This is a genomic window from Clostridium sp. 1001271st1 H5 (assembly GCF_005845215.1).
Lineage (GTDB): Bacteria > Bacillota > Clostridia > Lachnospirales > Lachnospiraceae > Enterocloster.
In genome coordinates, this window is record NZ_SPHO01000014.1 from 81,772 (window position 1) to 105,008 (window position 23,237).

General features: G+C 46.4%; 26 protein-coding genes and 1 tRNA gene. 6 read left to right on the top strand and 21 right to left on the bottom strand.

The window, feature by feature from the left end; translation table 11 throughout:
- Nucleotides 1-6: 6 nt before the first annotated feature.
- The 8 genes from FGS84_RS20190 to FGS84_RS20225 all read right to left on the bottom strand — a co-directional run bounded on the left by FGS84_RS20190 (nt 7) and on the right by FGS84_RS20225 (nt 10,551).
- A complete protein-coding gene (locus tag FGS84_RS20190; protein WP_138310193.1) occupies nt 7-2,241 on the bottom strand; it encodes a DNA topoisomerase (ATP-hydrolyzing) in 2,235 nt (744 codons plus the stop codon).
- 18 nt (nt 2,242-2,259) lie between these two features.
- Nucleotides 2,260-4,179, bottom strand: a complete 1,920-nt coding sequence (locus tag FGS84_RS20195) for a DNA gyrase subunit B (RefSeq protein ID WP_138310194.1) — start codon at nt 4,177-4,179, stop codon at nt 2,260-2,262.
- Nucleotides 4,180-4,382: 203 nt separating this feature from the next.
- A tRNA-Gly gene (locus tag FGS84_RS20200) sits at nt 4,383-4,453 on the bottom strand.
- Between the two features lie 158 nt (nt 4,454-4,611).
- Nucleotides 4,612-5,343 carry an amino acid ABC transporter ATP-binding protein gene (locus FGS84_RS20205; protein WP_138310195.1) on the bottom strand — a complete coding sequence of 244 codons (732 nt, stop codon included), beginning with the start codon at nt 5,341-5,343 and terminating at the stop codon, nt 4,612-4,614.
- Nucleotides 5,333-6,013 (bottom strand): amino acid ABC transporter permease, encoded by a 681-nt coding sequence (locus FGS84_RS20210; protein ID WP_002583318.1) that lies wholly within the window; start codon nt 6,011-6,013, stop codon nt 5,333-5,335. The genes FGS84_RS20205 and FGS84_RS20210 overlap by 11 nt, the downstream gene beginning before the upstream one ends.
- A gap of 283 nt (nt 6,014-6,296) precedes the next feature.
- Entirely contained in the window at nt 6,297-7,145 is an 849-nt protein-coding gene (locus FGS84_RS20215) for a transporter substrate-binding domain-containing protein (protein WP_138310196.1), read from the bottom strand.
- A 164-nt stretch (nt 7,146-7,309) separates the two neighbouring features.
- Nucleotides 7,310-9,271 (bottom strand): fructose-1,6-bisphosphatase, encoded by a 1,962-nt coding sequence (locus FGS84_RS20220; protein ID WP_138310197.1) that lies wholly within the window; start codon nt 9,269-9,271, stop codon nt 7,310-7,312.
- 32 nt (nt 9,272-9,303) lie between these two features.
- Nucleotides 9,304-10,551 (bottom strand): AI-2E family transporter, encoded by a 1,248-nt coding sequence (locus tag FGS84_RS20225; protein ID WP_138310198.1) that lies wholly within the window; start codon nt 10,549-10,551, stop codon nt 9,304-9,306.
- A gap of 204 nt (nt 10,552-10,755) precedes the next feature.
- On the opposite strand from FGS84_RS20225, the gene FGS84_RS20230 reads away from it, so the two are divergent.
- Complete coding sequence (locus FGS84_RS20230) at nt 10,756-11,064, top strand: DUF3837 family protein (protein WP_138310199.1); 309 nt, start codon at nt 10,756-10,758, stop codon at nt 11,062-11,064.
- A 211-nt stretch (nt 11,065-11,275) separates the two neighbouring features.
- On the opposite strand, the gene FGS84_RS20235 is transcribed toward FGS84_RS20230, so the two are convergent.
- The 4 genes from FGS84_RS20235 to FGS84_RS20250 form a co-directional block, all read right to left on the bottom strand.
- Entirely contained in the window at nt 11,276-11,602 is a 327-nt protein-coding gene (locus FGS84_RS20235; RefSeq protein ID WP_138310200.1) for a hypothetical protein, read from the bottom strand.
- A 393-nt stretch (nt 11,603-11,995) separates the two neighbouring features.
- Nucleotides 11,996-12,712, bottom strand: a complete 717-nt coding sequence (locus FGS84_RS20240; protein WP_138310201.1) for a hypothetical protein — start codon at nt 12,710-12,712, stop codon at nt 11,996-11,998.
- Nucleotides 12,713-13,198: a hypothetical protein gene (locus FGS84_RS20245; RefSeq protein WP_138310202.1), complete on the bottom strand. Its 486-nt coding sequence runs from the start codon at nt 13,196-13,198 to the stop codon at nt 12,713-12,715.
- 119 nt (nt 13,199-13,317) lie between these two features.
- Nucleotides 13,318-13,650 (bottom strand): hypothetical protein, encoded by a 333-nt coding sequence (locus FGS84_RS20250; RefSeq protein ID WP_138310203.1) that lies wholly within the window; start codon nt 13,648-13,650, stop codon nt 13,318-13,320.
- Between the two features lie 293 nt (nt 13,651-13,943).
- On the opposite strand from FGS84_RS20250, the gene FGS84_RS20255 reads away from it, so the two are divergent.
- Complete coding sequence (locus tag FGS84_RS20255) at nt 13,944-14,183, top strand: hypothetical protein (RefSeq protein WP_330670832.1); 240 nt, start codon at nt 13,944-13,946, stop codon at nt 14,181-14,183.
- Nucleotides 14,184-14,423: 240 nt separating this feature from the next.
- Here FGS84_RS20255 and FGS84_RS20260 read toward each other — a convergent pair whose 3' ends face one another.
- The gene (locus FGS84_RS20260) at nt 14,424-14,627 is read right to left on the bottom strand and encodes a hypothetical protein (RefSeq protein WP_138310204.1); all 204 of its coding nucleotides are present in this window, start codon (nt 14,625-14,627) and stop codon (nt 14,424-14,426) included.
- A 337-nt stretch (nt 14,628-14,964) separates the two neighbouring features.
- On the opposite strand from FGS84_RS20260, the gene FGS84_RS20265 reads away from it, so the two are divergent.
- The 4 genes from FGS84_RS20265 to FGS84_RS20280 are packed head-to-tail and all read left to right on the top strand — an operon-like array spanning nt 14,965 to nt 16,254.
- On the top strand, nt 14,965-15,180 hold the full coding sequence (locus FGS84_RS20265) for a hypothetical protein (protein WP_117626975.1): 216 nt from the start codon (nt 14,965-14,967) through the stop codon (nt 15,178-15,180).
- Nucleotides 15,181-15,184: 4 nt separating this feature from the next.
- Nucleotides 15,185-15,742: a Uma2 family endonuclease gene (locus FGS84_RS20270; protein WP_138310205.1), complete on the top strand. Its 558-nt coding sequence runs from the start codon at nt 15,185-15,187 to the stop codon at nt 15,740-15,742.
- Nucleotides 15,743-15,769: 27 nt separating this feature from the next.
- Entirely contained in the window at nt 15,770-15,979 is a 210-nt protein-coding gene (locus FGS84_RS20275) for a hypothetical protein (RefSeq protein ID WP_074664556.1), read from the top strand.
- Nucleotides 15,980-15,981: 2 nt separating this feature from the next.
- Nucleotides 15,982-16,254, top strand: a complete 273-nt coding sequence (locus tag FGS84_RS20280) for a type II toxin-antitoxin system YafQ family toxin (protein ID WP_002583331.1) — start codon at nt 15,982-15,984, stop codon at nt 16,252-16,254.
- 743 nt (nt 16,255-16,997) lie between these two features.
- On the opposite strand, the gene FGS84_RS32000 is transcribed toward FGS84_RS20280, so the two are convergent.
- The 8 genes from FGS84_RS32000 to FGS84_RS20325 all read right to left on the bottom strand — a co-directional run bounded on the left by FGS84_RS32000 (nt 16,998) and on the right by FGS84_RS20325 (nt 23,227).
- Nucleotides 16,998-17,246, bottom strand: coding sequence for an antA/AntB antirepressor family protein (locus FGS84_RS32000; RefSeq protein WP_334292747.1), 249 nt, complete (start codon nt 17,244-17,246; stop codon nt 16,998-17,000).
- A gap of 1,029 nt (nt 17,247-18,275) precedes the next feature.
- A complete protein-coding gene (locus FGS84_RS20300) occupies nt 18,276-18,611 on the bottom strand; it encodes a hypothetical protein (RefSeq protein WP_138310208.1) in 336 nt (111 codons plus the stop codon).
- Nucleotides 18,612-18,695: 84 nt separating this feature from the next.
- Nucleotides 18,696-21,668, bottom strand: a complete 2,973-nt coding sequence (locus FGS84_RS20305; RefSeq protein ID WP_138310209.1) for a hypothetical protein — start codon at nt 21,666-21,668, stop codon at nt 18,696-18,698.
- Between the two features lie 97 nt (nt 21,669-21,765).
- The gene (locus tag FGS84_RS30980; RefSeq protein ID WP_002583339.1) at nt 21,766-21,903 is read right to left on the bottom strand and encodes a hypothetical protein; all 138 of its coding nucleotides are present in this window, start codon (nt 21,901-21,903) and stop codon (nt 21,766-21,768) included.
- A gap of 7 nt (nt 21,904-21,910) precedes the next feature.
- A complete protein-coding gene (locus FGS84_RS20310) occupies nt 21,911-22,408 on the bottom strand; it encodes a hypothetical protein (protein ID WP_138310210.1) in 498 nt (165 codons plus the stop codon).
- Entirely contained in the window at nt 22,395-22,625 is a 231-nt protein-coding gene (locus tag FGS84_RS20315; protein ID WP_243130027.1) for a hypothetical protein, read from the bottom strand. The genes FGS84_RS20310 and FGS84_RS20315 overlap by 14 nt, the downstream gene beginning before the upstream one ends.
- A gap of 159 nt (nt 22,626-22,784) precedes the next feature.
- Nucleotides 22,785-23,012: a hypothetical protein gene (locus FGS84_RS20320; protein WP_118018918.1), complete on the bottom strand. Its 228-nt coding sequence runs from the start codon at nt 23,010-23,012 to the stop codon at nt 22,785-22,787.
- Entirely contained in the window at nt 23,009-23,227 is a 219-nt protein-coding gene (locus FGS84_RS20325; protein WP_118018919.1) for a hypothetical protein, read from the bottom strand. Before FGS84_RS20325 ends, FGS84_RS20320 begins: the two co-directional genes overlap by 4 nt.
- Nucleotides 23,228-23,237 lie beyond the last annotated feature (10 nt).

Consider the following 23,237-nt stretch of genomic DNA (forward strand, 5'->3'; position numbering starts at 1 on the left):
TTTCTGTTACAGACGCACTTTGCTGCCTTTCCCGTCTCTCTTAGCCAGTTTCAGACGGTTTAAATGGACTTCCTTGCCTTTGTAATCCACAATGGGATTCTCACCAATCAGATACAGCTTCTCCAGCTCCTCGTTCTTGGACAGCCGGATTCCCCGGACGCCCCTGGACGCTTTTTTCAGCACGGATATCTCCTCCAGGGCAAACCGCAGGAACACGCCTCCCGTTGTCTGAATCACCACCTCGGTCTGGCCCTCCACCGGTATGACGGCCGCCAGTTCATCCCCATCCTGGAGCTTGGTGGCTGCCACCACCCGGTTATTGGTTTCAAATTCTTCTGCCGGCACCTGTTTGACCATGGCCATCCTGGTGGCGAATATAAATGTCCTGCCCTTCATGTCCCCGGCGCTGGTCAGATAAACAATGGTATCCTTGGTGCCGTCGAATTTGCTCAGGTTTTCGATGGGAGTTCCCTTGTCCCTGAGCTTGCCGGCCGGCACGTCCATGGCCTTAATCTGGTACAGGCTGCCGCTGGCTGCAAAGAGACAGATTTTGTCCGTATTCAGGCATCTCACCACATGGACCTGTTCATTGTCCACGGTTTCCTGGTTCCGCTCATAGGTGGATTTGTCCAGCAGCTTGCAGTATCCGAAGCGGTCCATCACAAAGACCATCTCCTGAACAGCCACAGCGCTCTCATCGTACACTGCCTCAGGTCCGTCCTCTATCAGTGTGCGCCTGGGAGCTGCGAATTCAGCCTTGATGGCAGCCAGGTCCTCCTTTATGACACGGTCCATCTCAGCCCTGCTTCCCAGGATTTTCTTATACTCGGCAATCTTCTTTAATGTTTCCTTGTGCTCCTTTTCCAGGGCCAGGATTTCCAGTCCGATTAACTTATAAAGACGCATTTCCAGGATAGCGGAGGCCTGGCGTTCCGTAAAGGCCAGCTTCTTTGCGTCCTCCTCAAAGCCGGGAACCCTGAATCTGATGTTGGTCACATCGCCGGTGGTAAGGCATGCCTTGGCATCCTTCAGGTTCTTGGACCCCCTCAGGATGGCTATAATCAGGTCTATGCAGTCGCAGGCTGTAATGAGACCTTCCTGGACTTCCTTTTTGTCCATTTCCTTCTGGAGCAGGACATTGTATTTGCGCTCCGTGTTCTCATACTGGAAGTTGAGGAAATTTCTCAGAATGCCCTTCAGGTTCAGGGTTTCCGGGCGGCCGTCCGCAATGGCCAGCATGTTGACGCCAAAGGTATCCTCCAGCTTTGTCTTCTTATAGAGGATGTTCTTTATCTTGTCAATGTCCGCGTCCTTGCGCAGCTCCAGCACAATACGGATACCTTCCTTGTTGGACTGGTTGGAGATATCCACCACATCCGTAAGCTTCTTGCTCTCCACCAGGTCAGCCACATCCACCAGGAATTTATTGATTCCGGCGCCAATCATGGTATAGGGAATCTCCGAAATGACCAGTTTATCCTTGTCTGCCTTGCGCTTGCCAAGCTCCACCTCGAACTTGCCCCTGAGCTTGATTTTCCCCATGCCTGTCTCATATATCTGCGGCAGCTCGCTCTTGTTGGCAATGACGCCGCCCGTGGGAAAATCCGGTCCCGGCATCAGCTCCATCAGCTCCTGTGTCGTCACCTCGGGGTCATCAATGTATGCCTGGACCGCGTCCACCACCTCCCCCAGGTTGTGGGGAGGAATACTTGTGCTCATACCCACGGCAATGCCCTCGGCCCCGTTAATCAGCAGGTTGGGAACCCTGACCGGAAGCACCTCCGGTTCCTTTTCCGTCTCATCGTAGTTTGGCACGAAATTCACGGTTTTGTCCAGGTCTTTTAAGTAGACCTCCTCTGCAAACTTCTCAAGCCGGGCCTCCGTGTAACGCATGGCAGCCGCCCCGTCCCCTTCTATGGAGCCGAAGTTGCCGTGTCCGTCCACCAGGGCCATGCCCTTTTTGAAATTCTGGCTCATAACCACCAGTGTCTCGTAAATGGAGCTGTCGCCGTGGGGATGGTACTTACCCATGGTATCGCCCACGATACGCGCCGATTTCCTGTGGGGCTTATCGTGGTCCAGACGGAGCTCCCTCATATCATAGAGGACCCGGCGCTGCACCGGTTTCAGGCCGTCCCTTGCATCGGGGATGGCCCTTGCAGTGATGACGCTCATGGAATAGTTCATGTAGCTTCTCTGCATTTCCTCACTGTATTCAGTCCGTAATATCTTTTCAGCCATGTTCTAATTGTCTCCTGTCTATGCGTCAATCTCCGCTTCATCCGCATGTTCATAAATGAACTGGCGGCGCGGTCCCACCTCGGTGCCCATAAGCATCTCGGTTATCTCCGTAGCCATTCTGGCATCCTCTATCTCCACGCGCTTCAGGACCCGGCGCTCCGGGTCCAGGGTGGTCTCCCACAGCTGTTCTGCGTCCATTTCACCCAGACCTTTGTAGCGCTGCAGTGTAAAGTCGCCTGTATGCGTCTTGCGGTAGCGTTCCAGCTCCTTTTCATCGTACAGATACTGCTCCTCCCCCCGCTTGGGTATCACCTTGAACAGGGGCGGCATGGCAATATACACATGGCCGTCGTAAATCAGCTCCGGCATGAAACGGTAGAGGAAGGTGAGAAGCAGGGTGTCAATGTGGCTGCCGTCCACATCGGCATCGGTCATCAGGATGATTTTGTCATAGCGCAGCTTTGTGATGTCAAAGTCATTGCCGTAGCCTTCTGAAAAACCGCAGCCAAAGGTATTTATCATGGTCTTGATTTCCGCGTTGGCAAGAACCTTATCCATGGACGCCTTCTCAACGTTGAGGATTTTTCCCCTGATGGGCAGGATGGCCTGGTACTGGCGGTTTCTGGCAGTCTTGGCGGAGCCGCCGGCGGAATCTCCCTCCACAATGAATATCTCGCACCTGGATGCGTCCCGGCTCTCGCAGTTTGCCAGCTTGCCGTTGCTGTCAAAGGAAAATCTGGATTTGGTCAGCATGTTGGTCTTGGCCTTTTCCTCGGCCCGGCGAATCTTGGCCGATTTTTCCGCACAGCCGATAACCCCCTTTAGCACCTCCACATTGCGGTCAAAGTAAAGCTGCAGCTCATCCCCTGTCACGGTGAACACGGCCTTGGTGGCGTCGGCGCTGGCCAGCTTTGTCTTGGTCTGCCCCTCAAAAATGGGGTCAGGATGCTTTACAGCGATGACGGCCGTCATGCCGTTTCTGGTATCAGCTCCCGTAAAATTGGTATCCTTATCCTTCAGAATGCCCAGCTCCCTGGCATAGCTGTTAATCAGGGCCGTAAATTTAGTCTTGAAGCCGGCCAGATGGGTGCCGCCCTCCTGGGTAAAGATGTTGTTGCAGAAGCCCAGTATGTTCTCCTCAAAGGTATCCACAAACTGGATGGCGGCCTCCACCTCCACCTTGTCCACGGTTCCCTTGAAGTAAATCGGGTCATGGACAGGCGCCTTGCCGGAGTTCAGCTCCCGCACATAGGCAACGATGCCCTCCGGTTCATGGAAGGTCACCTTTTCCCCCTCTCCGGGCCGTTTGTTCTCATAGTAAAGGGTCAGGCTGGGGTTTAAGTATGCGGTTTCATGAAGACGGCTCTTAAGCCAGTCCGCCTTGAAACGTGTTTTCTCAAATATATCGCCGTCAGGCAGGAAATTGATACAGGTACCAGTCTCCCTTGTCTTTCCAATCACAGGGAGGAGCCCGTTTTCCAGCTTAATGACCGGCCTTCCCTTCTCATACACATCGTGATAGATGCAGCCGTCCCTGTAAACCTTAAGGTCCATATGGGCTGAAAGAGCATTAACTACGGAGGAACCCACACCGTGAAGTCCTCCGCTGGTCTTATAAGCGTCGTTATCGAATTTACCGCCTGCATGAAGGGTGGACAGTACGATTCTTGCAGCGGATATGCCCTTCTTGTGAAGTCCCACCGGAATGCCGCGGCCGTTATCACGGACCGTACAGGAACCGTCGGCTTCCAATGTCACCCATACGCTGCTGCAGAATCCGGCCAGGTGCTCATCCACCGCATTGTCTATGATTTCATAAATCAGATGGTTTAACCCCTTGGAGCCCACGCCTCCTATATACATACCAGGACGCTTACGGACCGCCTCCAGCCCTTCCAGCACCGTAATACTGTCCGCATTATATTGTTCCTTTGCCATTCTATTCCTCCATATTGCTATGTACAGATGCGTACATATGTTTCGTCTTATAGTATTAAACCATATTTAAATTGTTTTGGCAAGTTCCGGCCGTGAGAAATTCCCGCATACACCCCGCGGCGCCTTCTGTATCCCGGACTTACAGACCGGAATACCCTGTCCCGGGACAACAAAAAAGCCCTGCACACTTGCAAGGCCTTAAAAGCAGATGACGGGAATCGAACCCGCCTCCCCAGCTTGGGAAGCTGGTGTTCTACCGATGAACTACATCTGCACAACACTGATATTATACCATGTATTTTGGAAAATTCAAGTGTATTTTCTTATTTTTGTAAAATTTTCTGCATTATTTTCTACAAATCCGGTTCAGGCCCCAGGCCGGAATAAAAACAGGCCGTCCGGTCCGCCGGGACCGGGCAGCCTGTCTGCTGCCTAAAGCACCTTATCCAGAAAGCTCCTGGTCCGTTCCTCCCTGGGATTTCCGAACACTTCCTCGGGAGTGCCTTCCTCCACAATGTAGCCGTCATCCATAAACACCACGCGGTCTGCCACTTCTCTGGCAAATCCCATCTCATGGGTGACCACCACCATGGTCATTCCGTCGGCCGCCAGCTGCTTCATGACCTCCAGCACCTCCCCTACCATCTCAGGGTCCAGGGCGGATGTGGGCTCGTCAAAGAGCATAATATCAGGATTCATGGCAAGGGAGCGCGCTATGGCCACTCTCTGCTTCTGTCCGCCGGAGAGCTGTCCCGGATAGGCCTCCGCCTTATCCGCCAGACCCACCCTGGCCAGCAGTTCAAGGGCCTTTTTACCGGCCTCCTCTTTTCCCATGATTTTAAGCTCCGTGGGAGCCAGCGTAATATTCTCCCTCACCGTAAGGTGCGGGAACAGGTTAAAATGCTGGAACACCATTCCGATGTTTTCCCGCACCTTGTTGATATTGGTGTTAGGGTCGGACATGGGATGGCCGTCCACCACCACATGGCCGGATGTAATCTTCTCCAGGCGGTTCAGACACCGCAGAAAGGTGCTCTTGCCGGAGCCGGAGGGGCCTATCATGCACACCACTTCCCCCTCTCTTATCTCAATGCTGATATCCTTAAGGACTTCCAGCTTTCCAAAGTTCTTTTTCAGGTTATGGACTGAAATCTTATTTTCCATAGGACACTCTCCTCTCCACATACTTGGCAATTCTGGACAGAATGGTGCAGACTACCAGATAAAACAGGGCCACGCAAATCCAGATGGGCATGACCATGGAAGCGGAATTGGCCGCAATGATTTTACCGTTCTGGGTCAGCTCCCTGGGGCCGATGACAGACACAAGGGATGTGTCCTTCAGGGAAATAATGAACTGGTTGATAATGGAGGGCAGCATGGTCCGGAAAGCCTGGGGCAGGATTACCTTGCGCATGGCCTTGCCGTAAGAAAGCCCCAGGCTTCTGGCTGCTTCCATCTGTCCCTTGTCAACAGCCTCTATGCCTCCGCGGATAATTTCCGCCATATACGCTCCCGCGTTAAGGCTCAGGGCCACACAGCCGGCTGTAAATGCGCCGCCTATATTGCTCCACTGGAAACCATAGGGCTTCAGGACGCTTCCCACGCCGTACATCATAATCATGACCTGTACCAGCAGGGGCGTTCCCCGGATGATATCAATATAGACATCGGCGATGAGTTTTAATATCTTAAAGTCAGAGACCTTGAACAGGCCGAAAATAACACCCAGCACCGTTGCGCAGAGCAGCGATATCACGGTCATCTGCAGGGTGATTCCCAGGGCCTTAAAAAATGATGGGTAATACTGTGTTATGATGTTTACTATCTGCATACTATCATCCTTTTCTGATTATTCGTTGACGTGCGTCATTCCAGGGAGGTGCTTTGCACCCATGGAATGTTATAGCCAAATTTAAAGCACTTAAGCAAAGCCTGACATGGCCTTCGTGTAATTGCTTTAAATTCATCCATAACCCGCCGGCATTGAAAAGACGGCATTCATAAGGCGGTGTTGAAACACCCGCCTTAAAAATACCGGCATTGAGGCGCCGGCCCTGCAACCCGCAGGAGCCGGCGTCTGGCAGCACTGCCTGACGGCTTTTGCCCGGCAGTCTTTATTTTGCAATATATGTATCCAATATCTCGTCGTACCTGCCGCTTGCCTTGATGTTCTCCAGTCCCTTGTTGAACATCTCCACCAGCTCCGGATTAGCGCCCTTTAAGGTTGCGAAACCATAGGAGGAACCCTTTTCCATTGGTGTGGGAAGGGTAAGTCCCAGTCCCCTGGATATCTCATAACCGATAACCGGATAATCCTCAAAGCAGGCAGCTGCCTCTCCGGCCAGTACGGCCTGATACATATCGGATGAGCTCTCGTACTGTATTACCTCAAAACCATACTGGTCCGCAATGGACTCTGCAAAGGTGCAGCCCTCTGTACCAATCTTGGCAGCCACCTTACGGTCCTTTAACTGGTCGTAGGAGGTAATATCGGAATCAGACAGGACAGCCATGCCAACGCCGGAATCATAGTAGGGTTCTGAAAAATCATATTTCTGTACCCTCTCATCTGTGATGGACATGCCGGCAATCACGCCGTCGCACTCGCCGGCCTCCAGCGCGGTCACTGCTGCGGAGAATCCCACCGGAACCACCTCATATTCAAATCCCTGGTCCTGGGCAATTGCCTGTAAGATATCCAGGTCAACACCTACCATCTCGCCCTTCTCATTCTCAAACTCAAAGGGGGCAAAGGTGGTATCTGTATTGATGATATACTTCTTGCCCGGGGCGGCTGCGCTGGTTTCACCGGCCGCTTCCGTGTCTGCTGCCGTGGTATCTGCTTCTGCTGCAGTCTCTGCCGCCGTGGTGCCTGCTGCTGTTGTCTCTGCCGGCTTGGAGCCGCATCCCGACACAGTGAACGCCATGATGGCGGCCATGGATAACGCCATAAATTTCTTCATAATTACTTCCTCCTCTATTGATTTAAATAAAATAAGGGCGACTTTAATACATCATGTCTCCCTTGACCTGTGATGCACCTGCATCATCCTGATTACTATATCACAAAGATTTGTCAAAGTCAACTTATTGTGACGGCCACAATCTAAAAATTGTGCCTATCCTTTTATCTCACAGGAAAGCGTTCCACAATCGCGCCTGTGTGGTAGGCTTCCAAAAGCATTTCCAGGTCTTTAATCTTTGTCCTGAGCTGTTTGCCCACATCCGTATCCCCCACCAGCTTCCGGCTGGACACACGTTTTACAATGGTACTCTCTGAGTGTATGTCACTCTCCTTCTCAATTGCAGCCTCCGTGGACTCAAAGGGCTCATGGGCAGCCAGAATCAGGCCGTAAGAATTATAAATCAGCGTATATCCTGCGATTCCTGTCTCCTTCTGGTATGCCCTGGAAAAACCGCCGTCAATAACCAGCACCTTTCCGCCGCATTTTACAGGATTCTCCCCATTTTTGGACTTGACCGGCACATGGCCGTTGACAATATGTCCTTCCTGGGGTGACAGGCCGAATTCCTCCAGGATGCGGCCCACTGTATTCTCATCCTCCAGCATACAGTAATATGGATTTTTCTCCTCCCTGTGGGTCTCCTTGTCCGCCAGGAAATAGCGCTCAAAGGTGGCCATCTTATCCTTGCCGAACAAGGGGGAGTCCTGATGAAGCCAGATATACCAGCATATATCCCTGCCCTTTGCCCGCTCCACCGGGTCCACTGCCATAAACGCCTTCCTCACATAACTGTCCAGACACTCATAGAGGGGCTTTCCTTTATATTTCCGGCCGTATATGTCCACCTCTTTAAAGCTGCCGTCCTTGTTTAAGGGGATGCAGCCGTGATACAGGAGATTGCCGTTATATACTTTGTAAAGGCTGCCCTTTGCCAGCAGGAAACGCATATGCTGCTGAAGCTTTTCACAGTTCTGGAACGCGGCTGCCAGGCGTTCCATGATGGCTCCCTCCTCAGGCGTAAGCCTGTAAGGGTCTGCCGGGTCAATGGTGGGAAAATGGCAGTCAAGCATCTCATGGTCGCCGCTTTCCAGCCGGACTGTCCCCTTGCCGAAATCAATGCGGTGGAGCATGCTACGGTCATCCAGGCAGAATTCCGGGTGCTCCTTTATAATCTGCCCCTCCACCTTGAACTGGATGACAGATATAGCTTTATGCATCCTGATATTCAGTTCCGTCTCACTGGGACTGCTGGCATTTGCCCCTTTAAGCTGGAAACAGGCACAGGGGTCATTTCCGTAGGTATCCAGGGCAAAGGTTGCCAGCGGCAGCAGGTTGATGCCGTATCCGTCCTCCAGGATATCCAGGTTGCCGTATCTGGCGCAGATGCGGATTGCATTGGCAATGCACCCCTTCTGGCCCGCAGCAGCCCCCATCCACAGCACGTCGTGGTTTCCCCACTGGATATCCAGGGAATGGTAGGTCATCAGCTTGTCCATAATCATGTGGGGCCCCGGCCCCCTGTCATATATATCCCCCAGAATATGTAAATGGTCCACAATAAGGCGCTGAATCAGTTCACAGAGAGCCACAATGAACTCTCCTGCCCTGCCCACCCGGATAATGGTCTGTATAATGGCATTGTAATAGGACTCCTTATCCCTTACATCCACTTTTTCCGTAATCAGCTCCTCAATCACGTAGGCAAATTCCTGGGGAAGGGCCTTGCGCACCTTGGACCTGGTGTATTTGCTGGCAGCGCGCTTGCTCACCTCAATAAGGCGGTACAGGGTAATCTTGTACCAGTCCTCCCGGTTCCTGGCATGTTCAAGTATCTGGGCCATCTTCTCCCTGGGATAATAAATCAGGGTGGCCAGGGTCTGCTTGTCCTGGCTGCTCAGGGTGTTTCCGAACACATCGTTTACCTTGCGCCGTACAGCTCCCGAACCGTTTCGCAGCACATGGGAAAACGCCTCGTACTCACCGTGGATATCCGTGAGGAAATGTTCCGTCCCCTTTGGCAGGTTTAAGATTGCCTCCAGATTAATCACCTCTGTGGAAGCGGCCGCTATGGTTGGATACAATTCAGCAAGCCGTTCCAGATACCTTGTCTGCAAATCACTCATTGCTTTCCTCCCTCAATACTTATATGATGTTTTTACTCCTCCCTCTCCCGGTCAACATAATGCCTGTCTTCTTCGTCAATATAATCCAGGCTCAGGTAATCCTCTGTCCTGGCTGATAAATCCTTCTTTTTCAGCGCGCTGCTCACATAGGTGGCTGTAAGCCTGTAAATGACGGCAAACAGCGGCACCGCAATAATCATTCCCACAAATCCGAACAAGCCGCCGAACAGCAGGATGGAAAACAATACCCAGAAGCTGGGAAGTCCCGTGGAATCCCCCAGGATTTTCGGCCCCAGGATATTGCCGTCAAACTGCTGGAGCACCAGGATGAAAATAAGGAAATACAGACATTTCATGGGGCTCACCAGCAATATGAGAAAAGCGCTGGGCACGGCTCCGATAAAGGGGCCGAAAAACGGAATCACATTGGTCACGCCTATAATCACACTGACCAGCAGCACATAGGGCATTTTTAAAAACTGCATGGCAAAAAAGCACATGATTCCTATAATCAGGGAATCCAACAGCTTTCCGGTTATAAAACCTCCGAATACAGTGTGGGCAAAACGCACCTCGCTTACCAGCCGGTTGGCGTCCTTAAGCTTCAGCAGGCTGTAGACAATCTTCTTGCTCTGGGCCGACAGGGTGTCCTTGATGTTGAGGAAATAAACCATGACAATGACGCCAATCAGTATGTTCTTCACAACTGTGACCACGCTTAAAATGCCGGTGGAGAGCTCGCCTATGATTTTAGACATATTGGGCACCAGGTCTGTGGTCAGCCAGTTCTGGAACTCCGTGGCGGCCTGCTCATAAAAAGGCATGATGGTCTGTTCAATGGTGGGGTTATCCTCAAACATCTTCATGAGCCAGAGACTCAGGTTATTGATGTTCTCTCCCAGGCTTTCCTGAAGGCCGATAATACTGGTGTAAATCTGGGGAATGACCATCCAGAACAATCCGCAGACAATGGCAACGAGCAGAAGCAGGCTTACCAGCGTACCGGCGGCCTTAGCCAGACCGTCTGCCGTGCGTGCGTCCTTAATACAGCGTTTCAGTTTTCCTGCTGTATAGGCCCTGGTCTTGTTATAGATAGGCAGCATCAGATAGGCCAGCACTGCCCCGTAGATAATGGGCATCAATATGGATACGATTTTTCCCGCTGCCCTTGATACAATTTCAAAACGCGACAGGAAAAATCCAAATGCAACGCTGCAGGCAACCACGGCCAGCGCCGTTGTTCCCCAGTATATATAATTTTTAAATCTTGGGTTTTTCATACATCTTTACTCCTATGTCTAAAGTATTCCGTCATTTCGGCAAGTCATTCACCCATATATCATATCATAAGCTGAAACTAACAGCAATTAGGATTTAAATTACTGCGCCTGTTCCCCAGGGATTTTTACGGAATCTTAACGGGGAGGACAAAGCGGGATTTTTGTGGTATGATATTCCTATCTTTGAAAAAGAGGTGTTGAGACATGTCTTATATCATAAAAATGGCCCTGGACATCAAGGCCCGGTTTGAGCCTCCCGCTCCCATGACGTCCCCGCTGGAAGCCTACTGCGCCATCGGGACCATTGCCAAGGCAATGAAGCTTCCGATGCCGGAGAAAAAGGATACGCTCTTTGAGATGCGTGACCAGCTGGATGCGGATATGGGCGGCAATGAACCGGAGGACAGCCGGACAGCCAGGATTCATTCCATCCTCAAGGGCTTTATACGAAATGAGGAAACCACGGACCAGATGATGGAGTACGTGAAATACGGCTATGAAAATGAGAGGTGAGGAAATGGCGGATTTTTTGGCGCCTGTGCCCGCCGGGGTAATGGCGCTGATGGAACGGCCGGAACAGTGGTATTGCTGCATCAGGCCGAAAAACAGAGCAGAATGTCAGAAAGGGGAATGCCGTTGTCATAGCATTCCCCTTTGATTTTATGGTGTGGTTATACGGCCTTTGGCTCTGCCGGCTTCCGCAAAACCATGATTTTAACCCTTCTCACATCCCCAATATGGAATCCGTATCAGGACGGATGATATTCCAGGCGGAAACCAGGGCCTCTTTCAGCTTTTCTTCCCCTGCAAACTCCTTTTGCCTCTTTAAAGCATATGCGGTTTTTTCTTCCGGCGGCAGTATGTAGTACTCACTGTCATCCCGGTATGTATCGCTTAAAAAGATATAGTTTCTCGAAGGCGGCCTCCGGTAGGCAATATCGGCTATGGACCACTGTACATGATATCCCTCGCTGTACACCTCATTGTAATCCACAAAAATAATGATGTCTTCCTTCTTGTCGGTCTGGTACTTTAATGCCTCTATTCTCATAAATTCCATCCTTCCTTGCAGCCGCTGGCCCCTGTTCATCCATTGCCCGTGCAGATGTATTAATTAGAATTTACCATATCACCCGGTATTTTTCAATACAATTTACATGGTTGGGCTTAAAGTTACAGAAAACAAAAAAAGCCCTTGATTTCACAAGGGTTTCACAGAGCCACTGGCCGGACTCGAACCGGCGACCCACGCATTACGAATTTTAAAAATCGGTATTTTCAACACATTTTATTAGATTGTGTCATTCAAAAAAGTACGTATTTAAGCCATTTCTAGGCAATATCCTATTTTCCACCAATTTTTCTTGATGCAACTTTGTTAGTCAAATGTTAGTCAATAAAATGCCCCAGTATGCCACATATAAATGACATCCTGGGACTTTGATTAGTTCTCTTTTTCTTCTATTTGCCGTACTTTTCGGCCTGTTCTTTTGGCAAGAGGGATAATCTCTTTAACTGTCACCCGCTGCGGACCATAAAATGTTTCCACTACCACCCTATCCCCCGGAGCTATCTTATCTATCAATTTCAAGGGGATTTCCCACTGGTATTGCTTGCCACCTTCATTGAATACCGCTTTAATCCCCTGTCTCCTTATTCGTCTTACTGGCACCATATCCTTACCTTGTTCACACATAAGTAGATATGTGGTGTATCCATCCATCAATACCCCGTGTTCATCAATCACAATTTCCCTTTTATATACACCGTACTTTTCATAGAACTGCCTAGCCTGTTCCATCTTCTTTTTTGTCGGCCTTGTACCAGAATTTCTTCTGGAAATAGATATACTGGATAACCTGACAGTATGTTTATCATTAGCCGCACCCGCCTGGAACGCATCATTTCCCCATTCAGACAGCAGTTCATAGAATCGCTGGTTTACTTCTTCATTCACTAAAAGCTTACCATATACCCTCTGATGTGCTTCCCTTACGATTTCGGGCGTGAAAACAAAATCTTCGGTTGAATATTCCATACCCATCTTATAAATATTGTTTAACACCCTTGCCATCTGCCCTAAAAGCGTCTTTGACAATTCATTTATTCCGGCAGTTTTGGCCATCTCCATAAGCATTTCTATATTAATTGGATAGTGCATCTACTTTGCCCTCCTTGCCCGTTCAGTCCTTTTACCCATGATAACGCCGTACTGGAATATATTAAAAAACTGCTGCTCCTGCATCAAGTGATTATATGTACGCCAGTCCATCAAGTGATATTCCTTCCCAGGCTTCTGATGGGAAAGCATCTCCATATTGTCTTTAAAGTCCATCATCGCCCTTGCCTTCAGCAGCACACGACAAACTGGCTCCCATGTGTTTCCTTCAAGGTTGCCCTTTTCAACATCTTCCAATGTTTCTGCATCTGCATCCAAAAAGCCCCGGCATAACATAACAATGCTATTAAAATCCTTGCAATTCTCATTTATAACAACTGCGTTCTGTGTCACGGAATAAAATACCACTACCTCTGATAGCGAATGCTTACCGCCCCATGACTGTAATATACAATACGAATCCTCCAGTGTAATTTCTGCCACGTTGCAAGCGTATAATCTTCTTTTTTCATCAATTAAATGATACATTTTCAATTTACCTCTTTCTTTTTATTAGGGGCCATGCTAATATACCTATGTGATTAGGAACGGCCCCGGCTGTTTCGTTGGCCCCTGTCAGTGTTGGTAGCACTGGCAGAGGCTTTTTCTTATGCTATTGCAATCTCATGTACCTGTGAGCGTCCAAAGAATCGGGCCTTATAAGCTTTCCCATCTCCCCGGCTTCCCCATATCAGTTCAGTACCAAACAGGGCCTTGCTTCCATGAATAACTTCATATCCTAACTGTTTCCAGCCGTTCCAGGTATTTGTTTCTTCCTCAACTCCTGCCGTGGCCTTTGCTTCTTCAATTCTCTTTGCGTTGATTGCCTCTGCCTTTGCAGATAACCATGCCCTGTGTAAACACTCTGCAAAAGAAAGTTCTTTTTTCTCCCGGTAAAGCCTCCATGCTCTCAGCATGATTTTTTGAAGATTGTACTTCATGATTTCTGTCTCCTTCCTTGTCCGGCTGAATCATCTTCCTGGCTATTGGTTTTGCTCTATTGCTCACTCACAGGTATATGGTTTTCAGCTTCACAACTTTTCGGGCTGTTCGTTTGTTTCATCCTTATAACTACATTATATATCTATTCACGTGAATAGTCTATTGGCATCATTTATATATTTACGTGAATATATTTGTGAATTTTGTATATTTACGTGAATAGACTTTTTTGCTATAATATTGGTATGGTAGAGAAGGTGTATTTATTATTCGTCACTCCATTTACCTAAAAATGAAAGAAGGTGATAAAATGCCAGAAGATAGCAAAATCAGCAAAGCGCAGCAAAAGGCGGTGCATGAATATGTGAAACGAAATTATGACCGCATCGAATTAACCGTAAAACCCAAAGGGAAAAAAGAAGAAATAAAAGCTCATGCTGAATTAAGCGGAGAAACATTAAATTCCTTTATTAATCGTGCAATAGACGAAACAATGAATCGTGACACGATGCAGACGCAGAAGGAAATCTAATTATGGAATACGGATTAAACAAAACCCAATACTTGCACAAAATATACGGCTCCGGTCACTATATAAAGAAATAATCCCTTTACTTAAATATGACATATATCCAAAGGCCCATTCACTACTTTCGTAATTTATGCGAATGGGTTTTTGGATATATAGAAAAGAACACTAATCTTGTTTTAAAATCAGTGTTCTCAATAATTTAACCTATCTTAATATTTTTTTTCATCAGCTTTATTTTGATTATTTCTCTATTTCTCCCAACTTGACAGGAATCGTTTTATTAATCGGAAGGATTTTCCCCAAAATCGGGAAGCGCTGTCCATCTTCTAACTCTGCATACCCCAATATTTCAAATCTTAATGGCCTGCTACTGCCTTTTGGCATCAGTCCAAACATTTCCGCAGCAGTTGGACACTGAATGTCAATGTAGTCCATTGCACTCATATCATAATCTCCTTTTCATAATAAATGGTTGATTCTCACCGGGATTGAATCCGCAGCCCCTATCAGTCTTGCGTGTCTATTGCTTTCGGCTCACAGGTACGATTGATAGGTTTGTGGGGGATTGTCTGCCCCGGCTGCTTTTGTTTTGTGTTCCTTGCTATGTATATAGTATATATCTATTTGCGCAAATAGTCCATTGGCATACTTCATATATTTGCGCAAATATATTTGTGAAATTTGTATATTTACGCAAGTAGATATTAGTGCTACAATATGGGTATAATGAAAATAGGTGATTTTAACTTTTATCACCTAATGAAAGGGGAAATATGAATCTATGGCAGAGGAAAGCAAAATAAGCAAAGCCCAGCAAAAAGCAGTAAATAAATATATCAGTAACAATTATGACAGAATTAATCTCACTGTACCTAAAGGGAAGAAAACTGACATATCGAAACACGCTGAAATACATGGTGAAAGCCTAAATGGTTTTATCAATCGCGCCATTACACAAACTATCGAATCTGATAACGCCGCCCAGGAAGGAGTGTGACCCTATGCCATTACCACAAGAAAGAATCCATACCATTGACGATATTTACAATCTGCCAGAAGGTGAACGGGCTGAACTAATTAACGGACAGATTTATTACATGGCCCCACCCAGCACAGCCCATCAAAGAACATTGTCATTCCTGCACCTGGAGATAGGAAACCACATCCGCAACAATAATGGTTCCTGCGAGGTATTCCCGGCTCCGTTTGCCGTGTTCCTCCAGGCAGAGGATGAAAAGAGTAATACAAACTACCTGGAGCCAGATATATCCGTTATTTGCGACAAAGACAAATTGAACAGTAAGGGCTGCAACGGTGCGCCAGATTGGATTATTGAGATTGTATCCCCCAGTAGCAAGCCTATGGACTATTACACCAAGTTATCCTTATACCGTGAAGCTGGTGTCCGTGAATATTGGATTGTAGACCCATTACGGCAGATAATCCTTGTGTATGATATGGAGCATGGGGACAGCCCGGTTATCCATTCCTTTAATGATTCAATCCCCGTAAGGATTTATCCAGGATTCTCTATTGATTTTAGCCAATTAAAACTTTGATATCATTGCAGAAAGGAGCGTAAAACCATGAGTAATAGAGACTTAGCCAAAAGCTTAATTGACCAGATTCCCGAAGGTAAGCTTGTTTTTATAATCCCATATCTCCAAGGAGCTGCTATCCCGGATGAAATACCCAATGCTGAAACATTGGAAGCATTTGCAGAGCTAGAGAACGGGGGAGGCCATCTTTTTACCGGAAGCACCGAGGACCTTATAAACGAACTGATGGAGGACTGACCATGTTAGATGTGCGGTATTCTACCAGATTCAAGAAAGATTTCAAAACTTGTGTGAAACGCGGCCTTGATGTATCCATATTTCAGAATGCAGTTGACACATTAAGAATCCCGGCCCCATTGCCAGAAAAGAATAAGGACCATAATTTATCAGGAAACTATGTCGGTTACAGAGAATGCCATTTGCAGCCCGATTGGTTATTGATTTACCAGCAAACCGAAACAGAATTGCTGTTGCAGCGAACCGGAACCCATGCGGATTTATTTGGAATGTAACTTAAACGAATGCAGCAGAGTGTACTGTAAAACGCCGTACACCCATAGGGTGTCGCGAAACACGACACCTAAAGAAACATGAGCACCAGCGTAAACCAAAACATAACCAGCGGATTGGGGGCTCCCCAAAATTGGGCAGACCTTTTCATAGAATCTAACTATATTCAAGAACAAAGTAAACATATAGTTCATAATGTAAAGGATATTTTAAATGAGAAAAAATAATAAAATGGAGCAACCAATAACTTTCTTCCAGGTATGGGGAAAACTCCCCTTACCACCGTAGCAATAGGTACGCTGGTAGGGTATACCAGTGGGAAGCAGCAAGGAGGTAACAATCTTGTCCTGCCCTCTGCCCCGAAATAGGGCAGTGGTTATCTCACAGCCGGAAATTCGGCTGTGAGATATGCTTTGCTGTGTCAACAGAAACAATATAGTCTTGAAGCTCTCTAATCTGCACACCGCCGTTGTTTTGAACCTCCGGAGGTGTAAGTACGCTGGTCATTTCATCACTTCCAAAGTAAATCATATAAATCTGTTGCTTCCTACCGCCTTTTGAGTTTTTGTCATTTTTGACGATAACCTCTAAAATAGTCCATTTTATTGAAAAAACCGTACTTACACATCCTTGAAAACCACTTTACGAATTCAGTTCTAATCTCCAATCCCTCATGCAAATCTGCTTTGCCATGTCTACAGTGATTTCATAGTCTATTGATGGTCTTCCGCCGATTTCTGAGGTTTTACTCTTTTTTGAGTAACCAATATGTAATCCGCATTTTCTCAAACTCTACAGCGTTTCCATTTTTGGAATCGCTCCACATAACCGTATAATCGTTTTCAGTAAAACCATACTCACACATACGGTCAAACCATGTCGTGAAGTTGCTCTTAATTTCCAGTCCATCATGTAACTCTCTTGCTTGCCTCCTATACTTTCTTCCATTTTTGGAAAAATGTCTTTTTGGCGGCGGAATTTTCCGCCGTGAAATCCATCAGGTATGCCCGGAAATAGGGTATACCTGGACATAGGCAGAGCTGCATTGTCCTAACTCATTCCAGTATTGTCCAGACCTAACAAATCGCTTCCCACCTACTCTATCCCCCTTGACTCACACTCATCTAAGGCAGGACTGTTTCACTGCCCAATCGGATTGTCATAAAATTGTACCTCATTTTTGACCCGGACTTTTTTTTGTATGCATTTTAGTGCATTTTGTGCATTCGTCAACGTATATGTGCCTATAGTTGATACCGGCAGAGGGATAGCGTTTAGTTTAGTCTATTTTGTTTTTTTTGTGCGCACTTTTGCGCAGTTTCAAACTATGATATCATAAAGCATTATCTGATTGTCCTGGGGTAGAAAAATACTGACCCGGTATTTCACCGCCCCAGGCCAGTATTCATTATCTTAATCAGCTTCGCATAGCCGCATTCCGATAATATGCAGATGTGCTCTGCCTGGGTGATGGACTCTTTGCGTACCCCAGCGACAAGAGCATTTCCAACGTGCCTGTCTCACCGACACGTTACGATAAGTTGGTGATATCACTGTTTTTCTTGCTCTAATGCTTTAAGAATAAGATTAGCCGAATAAAATATAGCATTCGCCTCCTTTGCCGTTATTTCTCCATTGACCACCCAATTATTGACGTGGACCAGTGAGCGCCGTACCTCTGCCGGGGTATCCCAATTCAAATAGTAAATTGTCATGGCTCTCGCCCATGACAATTTTATCGTGCGTCTGATGCACAACCTTTAAATCTCACTTCATTTCTTACGATTAATTTTCTTTCTGCTATAAACATAAAACTAAGGTTTTCTAAGGTTTTATTGAACGACAACCATTTGGTGGTCGATGAACCGTATACATGATGTTTATGGTTTTAGGGTTATTTAGGGGTATATTGTAAAAATGTCTGGTTTAATCTGGTTCCTATACTGTGCAAGCGTAAGTTTCCGTAAGCAGATATTAGCCGTCCATACCCCATAGAAAGCATCAGAATGCCCTTCCTGCTATTTTAACTAGCTATGCGGGAATTTCTCTGTATCCTCCTGTCCCTCGGTATTATAGGCGCTTTCCCTTCCAGCAGCAGACTAAACAATGCTAATGTTTTCCTGCGGTATGCGTAAAAATCATCACGTTTAGCGGGAATATACGATTTAATATAAATACGGTCATACCCTCTTTTTTGTGTGAGAGATTCAATAATAAAAGTAGATAGTCCTGGATTACTTAATTCAGCCGCCTTGCATATTAAGCCTTTGTTTTCTTCCAGTCTGGCAAGTTCCATTAATTCAGCCGTCCGGCTGCAATCTATTCCGTAATCGCTTAAGCTCTTGTCCCTTGTCCTCATTGCTTATACACCATCCTTCTGATATAATTAAAGCAATGTGACTTTCCCGCTGCCATCACCCATTTAAAAACGACAGCGGGATTTTTATATACTTCCTTCCGTAACCATTCTTACACCCACACGATTCTTTTCGTTGTTTCCGAATTTGACTACAAGCTGACCAAATCTTGTACCATCAAGTATTAGCTCCGCTTTAGCAATCTGGTTTCCACCAGATATATTGCTTTCTGCCAACGCTTCCTTAAGAGCTTGCTTCATAGTTGATAAAGGGGATACCACTTCCGGTTCCTTTGGGTTATCTCCCAAGATAGCAGCAAACATCCCGGCCCGTGGTGGCACTACTGTACCAGTTGCAAGCATTGGCATTCTAAATGGTACTGCTGCATAGGCAGAGGCTGGATAACTGGTTTTGCTTGATAGGTTCAAATTAGGGATGGCAGGGATTGCAATTCCCACCTTATCCATTACCCTATTGATTGCTTCGATAATTTTGTTTATCCCGGATATCACCGAATTTACCATGCCCTCGATACCTGAAACAATCTTCGCTATCGTATTCTTTATTACCGTCACAATACTGTTCCATATTTCGGTAGTCTTATTCATTACAGAATCCCACACTGATTCTATGGCCCGTCCGATTCCTTCAAATATGTTCTGTGCATCTCCTTTTAAAGCATTCCATAATCCCTTAACGGTACTGGAAATACGCTTCCATGCTTCCTCTACCGCCCCTAAAAGGCCGCTTAGCGCCGTTTTTATGATTGCGCCAATACTTTCTAGTCCTCCACTAATAAAATCGCCTAGTGACGTTATCAGACCTTCCACAAGGCCCATTATGGCATCAATAACACCCCCGAATATTTCCTTGATACCTTCCCAAGCTTTTTCCCAATCTCCAGAAAATACACCTGTCAGGAAATCTATGATTCCAGAAAAGGCCGTTATCAGCCCATCCAAAACAGATGCCGCCGTGTCAATCAGGTTAAGCAGGTACGTGCCTATTGTCTCCAGTATAGGGGCAACAACGGGCAGTATGTTGGAAGATATCCAACTAAGTAAAGGCTTTAAATATTCATCCCATATTACCTTGATTAAATCTGCAACTTTCCCTATCAGCTCAATGATTTTATTGATAAGCGGCTGTATCGTACCTTCATATACTTCTGAGAATTTATCTGCCAGTTTTTGAAGGGTTGGGGCAATGTACTTGTTATAACCATCCAGCAGATTCCCCAGGATTTCAGACAGCCCATTCTTAATAGATTCAAACAGCGGAGCAATATGCTCGTCATACATCTTGTTTAAATTCTCGAATGTCTCAGTTATGCCCTGTGAAATAGAATCAAGGACGGTTTTTATTGGCTCCATCGTATTTGTAAGAGCTTCTTTTATCTTATCTTTGTTCTCTACAAATGGGGTAAGAATCGTGTCCAACACATCCCTGAACAACTTTGCCGATAATTCAGTAATTCCCATGAATATATCTGCATAGATTGCTATAATATCAGCCGTGATTTGCTTTGCTGTATCGCTTCTGAATACTGAAAAAATATCCGCTACCGCCACCGCAAAATCAGCGCCTATGGTACTGATTTCTGATGTGATATCAAACATACTTATCAGATAACCCTTGATTCTGTCTTTTGCACTTTCAAGATATAATGCTATTCCCCCTGTCAGATTATCAGCTATTGTCAGTCCAACACTGGAAAACGCCCCGGCAGTTCTTCCCAGGTTGTAGGAAATAGTATCCAACATGGTATTAAAGGCCGACATAACGCCCTGGTCCGTAAAAATATCTTTCAGACTATCGCCAATACTTGCTATGTTTGTCTTTATTGAATCCAGGACAGGCTTGTAATCCCCCAGGCCTTGCCAGAACCCCGATTGAAAGATTCCCCCTATCTCAATCAGTCTTTGTTTGATTGCCTCCAGGGTTTCCATGACATTATTTAAAAACGGTGATTCTGTCTGCTGTTCATCAGGGGACAGTCCCGGCGGCATTATATTGCTATCTCCTGTATTTTCAGAACCTTCCTCTGCATCACGCTGAATCTGTATCAGGTTATCAAAGGGTGCTAATGATTTCTTTACCTGTTTGCCCGCGTCCTTTACTCCATCTGCAAAGTCCTCCGCACCATCAGCCGCGCCCTCATATCCAGCCTGTACCTCTGCCATTTCGCCAGCCGCTTGTGCAACTCCGCTATTTACAGACTTCTTACCCATTACCGTTTCCGTGAAATTCTTAAATGCCGTGGTTGCTGTTGACAACCGTTCAAGGAATACATTTATGGCCTTTATAATAGGCGTAAACAGGTTTATAAGCCCTTGTCCAATCGTAGCCTTTAAAGACTGTAGCCTTAACTGAAAAATCCTTACCTGGTTGGCCCATGAATCCGATGTGCGGGCAAAATCACCGCTTGCCGCTGAAAGCTGGTTCTGTACAAATTGCAAGCGTAAGGCAACCTTTTCCTGCTCCGTCATTTTATTAGTGGTTTTTCCGAAACCATTTGCAAGAGCATATTGGTCTAATGCACTTTGCGTCATGACAACGCCTAATTCCTTAAGCGATTCCGTCTCGCCCGTGAACACAGATTTTAATTTTGTATATGCTTCTTCCTGCGACAAGTTATAGAAACTTGCGACATCACCTGTTAACCCGGTTAATGCCGTAGCCATATCATAGGCCGCGCTTTCTGAATAACCAAAAGATTTAGACATTGCTCCAAACGTACCGACATATTTTTTCGCCATCGTCTCAGAAAGCCCAAAGGAATCAGCCGCCGCCTTTGCGAAATCATCCACCTGTTTTGTCATGCTGGGAAAAGTCACATCTACAACGTTTTGTACCTCTGCCAAATCGGACCCCAGTTCCAAACATTCTTTACCGAACTGCACAATCTGCTTTATCGCAAAAGCGGTAATAATGGCCTTACCGATGCCTTTCACTATGCCACCCAGCTTTGTCATGGAGCCTTTAATTTCTGATATACCACGCTGCATCCCATCTGAATTGATTTTTGTATCAATAACAATATTTCCATCTGCTTTCAATATCCCAGTTCCTCACTTCCTAAGAGACAGAAAAAGCCGGAAATCTTGCATATATCGCAAAATTCCCGGCTCCATTTAGCCTTTAACAGATACCACTCTATCTATTAGTTTGATATGTAATTTTCTTTTCTACCTCCAGGATAATCACATCATTTTTTCGCTTTTTTATTTCTGCCGTATTTCCCCTGGACAAAATCTTTTTTATTGCTTCAATCATTTTTTCATCAGAACTCATATAACACCTACTTTACAGGGAATGGGTACTTGCTCCCGTTGTCTGCTGCCTGTTTGTACTGGCCTGTATACTTTCCTGCTTGGGATTCCATTTCTTTTGTTGCAACCTCCAGCTTGTCGCGAACCGCTTCCAAAGCTGCCTCTAAGAATATCTCAAACAGAAAGCGGTTATCTGGACCAACAATGGAAAGGGGAGACTGTCTCCCAAAAGCAGCCTGTCTTACATCGGCATTAAATATATAATCCATCTTGTCGTTGATAAGCTGGTTAAACTCCCCAAGTCTGGAAGTACTTTCCTCCAGGGATATTCCTGCCTGTTCTGCAGGACTTCCGTCTGCCTTAACTTTGATACTTGAAAGTCGTTCCGATTCGTTTTTTAAGTCCCGCATAGCTTCATCAAATCGGATTAGGATGTTTCCATCCTTTGGATTTATCTTTATAACCCGGTTGGAATCCCCATTGATTGTAAATGTTTCAAATCCATCATCAAAATTAATATTTGCCATTCCTATAACCTCCGCTTATCATTTTCTTTAATCTTGCTTTATCCTCTGTTACCGCATTCTGCATAAATCCAGATATGTCCTCCATACCCTTTTCCATGCATCCTGCCGCAACCCCCGGCAAATCATTTTGCGTTTCTCCCAGAACCTTCATGCAGCCGCTCAAACACGTTTCAACCATTTCTATTTTATTCATTGTTTTTACCCTCCATCTTTTCATAAATCGCCGCCAGTTCACAAATAACCACAAAAATCATTATTCCAATAACAATCACATTATCCCCCACTTTCTTTGTGTTATAGTAAAAAATAAAGCCCTTCCTTAAACGGCTCTGCGTCTCAGCGTCTGGCTCTATACAATCATACTGCTATGTAATTTTTATTCTGCTGGCATATAAAAGACCCTCTGCCCGGTCTGATATGCTAAATCCACCTCATAAAGAACACCTTTAGCCCTCGCCATATCCTCATAGACTCCTACAAACAATGCTCCATTATGAAACCTGCTTCTGACATACACCGTTGCCCCTTTACCATCGTGGCTATATTCTGTATATATTTCACCATATTCAAGGTATTGCCTTGCATCCTGGGTTCTTATCTTCACCGCTTACCCCTCCTTTCGATTTCTGTCAACACCGCCATTGCTATATCCTTGCTGAATGAATCTGGATGTTTTGTCATGAAACACTTAACTGCATTTACGGTTTCCTCCCAGTATTCATCATCATCTGGTTTTCCTACTGGAAGCCGCTGCTTAAATAGCTTCCAAACGTCTGCGAACATTTCAAATTCTTGTTTCACATCTGAATTTTTTACCACATCGGCCCCC

Bases quoted from the DNA above. Each gene is read 5' to 3' on its own strand.
- FGS84_RS20225 (WP_138310198.1), bottom strand. From the start codon at position 10,551: ATGAAAAACCCAAGATTTAAAAATTATATATACTGGGGAACAACGGCG.
- FGS84_RS20255 (WP_330670832.1), top strand. From the start codon at position 13,944: ATGAAAGAAGGTGATAAAATGCCAGAAGATAGCAAAATCAGCAAAGCG.
- FGS84_RS20245 (WP_138310202.1), bottom strand. From the start codon at position 13,198: ATGTATCATTTAATTGATGAAAAAAGAAGATTATACGCTTGCAACGTG.
- FGS84_RS20310 (WP_138310210.1), bottom strand. From the start codon at position 22,408: ATGGCAAATATTAATTTTGATGATGGATTTGAAACATTTACAATCAAT.
- FGS84_RS20275 (WP_074664556.1), top strand. From the start codon at position 15,770: ATGAGTAATAGAGACTTAGCCAAAAGCTTAATTGACCAGATTCCCGAA.
- FGS84_RS20190 (WP_138310193.1), bottom strand. From the start codon at position 2,241: ATGGCTGAAAAGATATTACGGACTGAATACAGTGAGGAAATGCAGAGA.
- FGS84_RS20240 (WP_138310201.1), bottom strand. From the start codon at position 12,712: ATGCACTATCCAATTAATATAGAAATGCTTATGGAGATGGCCAAAACT.
- FGS84_RS20270 (WP_138310205.1), top strand. From the start codon at position 15,185: ATGCCATTACCACAAGAAAGAATCCATACCATTGACGATATTTACAAT.
- FGS84_RS20260 (WP_138310204.1), bottom strand. From the start codon at position 14,627: ATGAGTGCAATGGACTACATTGACATTCAGTGTCCAACTGCTGCGGAA.
- FGS84_RS20195 (WP_138310194.1), bottom strand. From the start codon at position 4,179: ATGGCAAAGGAACAATATAATGCGGACAGTATTACGGTGCTGGAAGGG.
- FGS84_RS20265 (WP_117626975.1), top strand. From the start codon at position 14,965: ATGGCAGAGGAAAGCAAAATAAGCAAAGCCCAGCAAAAAGCAGTAAAT.
- FGS84_RS20300 (WP_138310208.1), bottom strand. From the start codon at position 18,611: ATGAGGACAAGGGACAAGAGCTTAAGCGATTACGGAATAGATTGCAGC.
- FGS84_RS20210 (WP_002583318.1), bottom strand. From the start codon at position 6,013: ATGCAGATAGTAAACATCATAACACAGTATTACCCATCATTTTTTAAG.
- FGS84_RS20250 (WP_138310203.1), bottom strand. From the start codon at position 13,650: ATGAAGTACAATCTTCAAAAAATCATGCTGAGAGCATGGAGGCTTTAC.
- FGS84_RS20220 (WP_138310197.1), bottom strand. From the start codon at position 9,271: ATGAGTGATTTGCAGACAAGGTATCTGGAACGGCTTGCTGAATTGTAT.
- FGS84_RS20235 (WP_138310200.1), bottom strand. From the start codon at position 11,602: ATGAGAATAGAGGCATTAAAGTACCAGACCGACAAGAAGGAAGACATC.
- FGS84_RS20315 (WP_243130027.1), bottom strand. From the start codon at position 22,625: ATGAAAAGATGGAGGGTAAAAACAATGAATAAAATAGAAATGGTTGAA.
- FGS84_RS20205 (WP_138310195.1), bottom strand. From the start codon at position 5,343: ATGGAAAATAAGATTTCAGTCCATAACCTGAAAAAGAACTTTGGAAAG.
- FGS84_RS20280 (WP_002583331.1), top strand. From the start codon at position 15,982: ATGTTAGATGTGCGGTATTCTACCAGATTCAAGAAAGATTTCAAAACT.
- FGS84_RS30980 (WP_002583339.1), bottom strand. From the start codon at position 21,903: ATGAGTTCTGATGAAAAAATGATTGAAGCAATAAAAAAGATTTTGTCC.
- FGS84_RS20230 (WP_138310199.1), top strand. From the start codon at position 10,756: ATGTCTTATATCATAAAAATGGCCCTGGACATCAAGGCCCGGTTTGAG.
- FGS84_RS20215 (WP_138310196.1), bottom strand. From the start codon at position 7,145: ATGAAGAAATTTATGGCGTTATCCATGGCCGCCATCATGGCGTTCACT.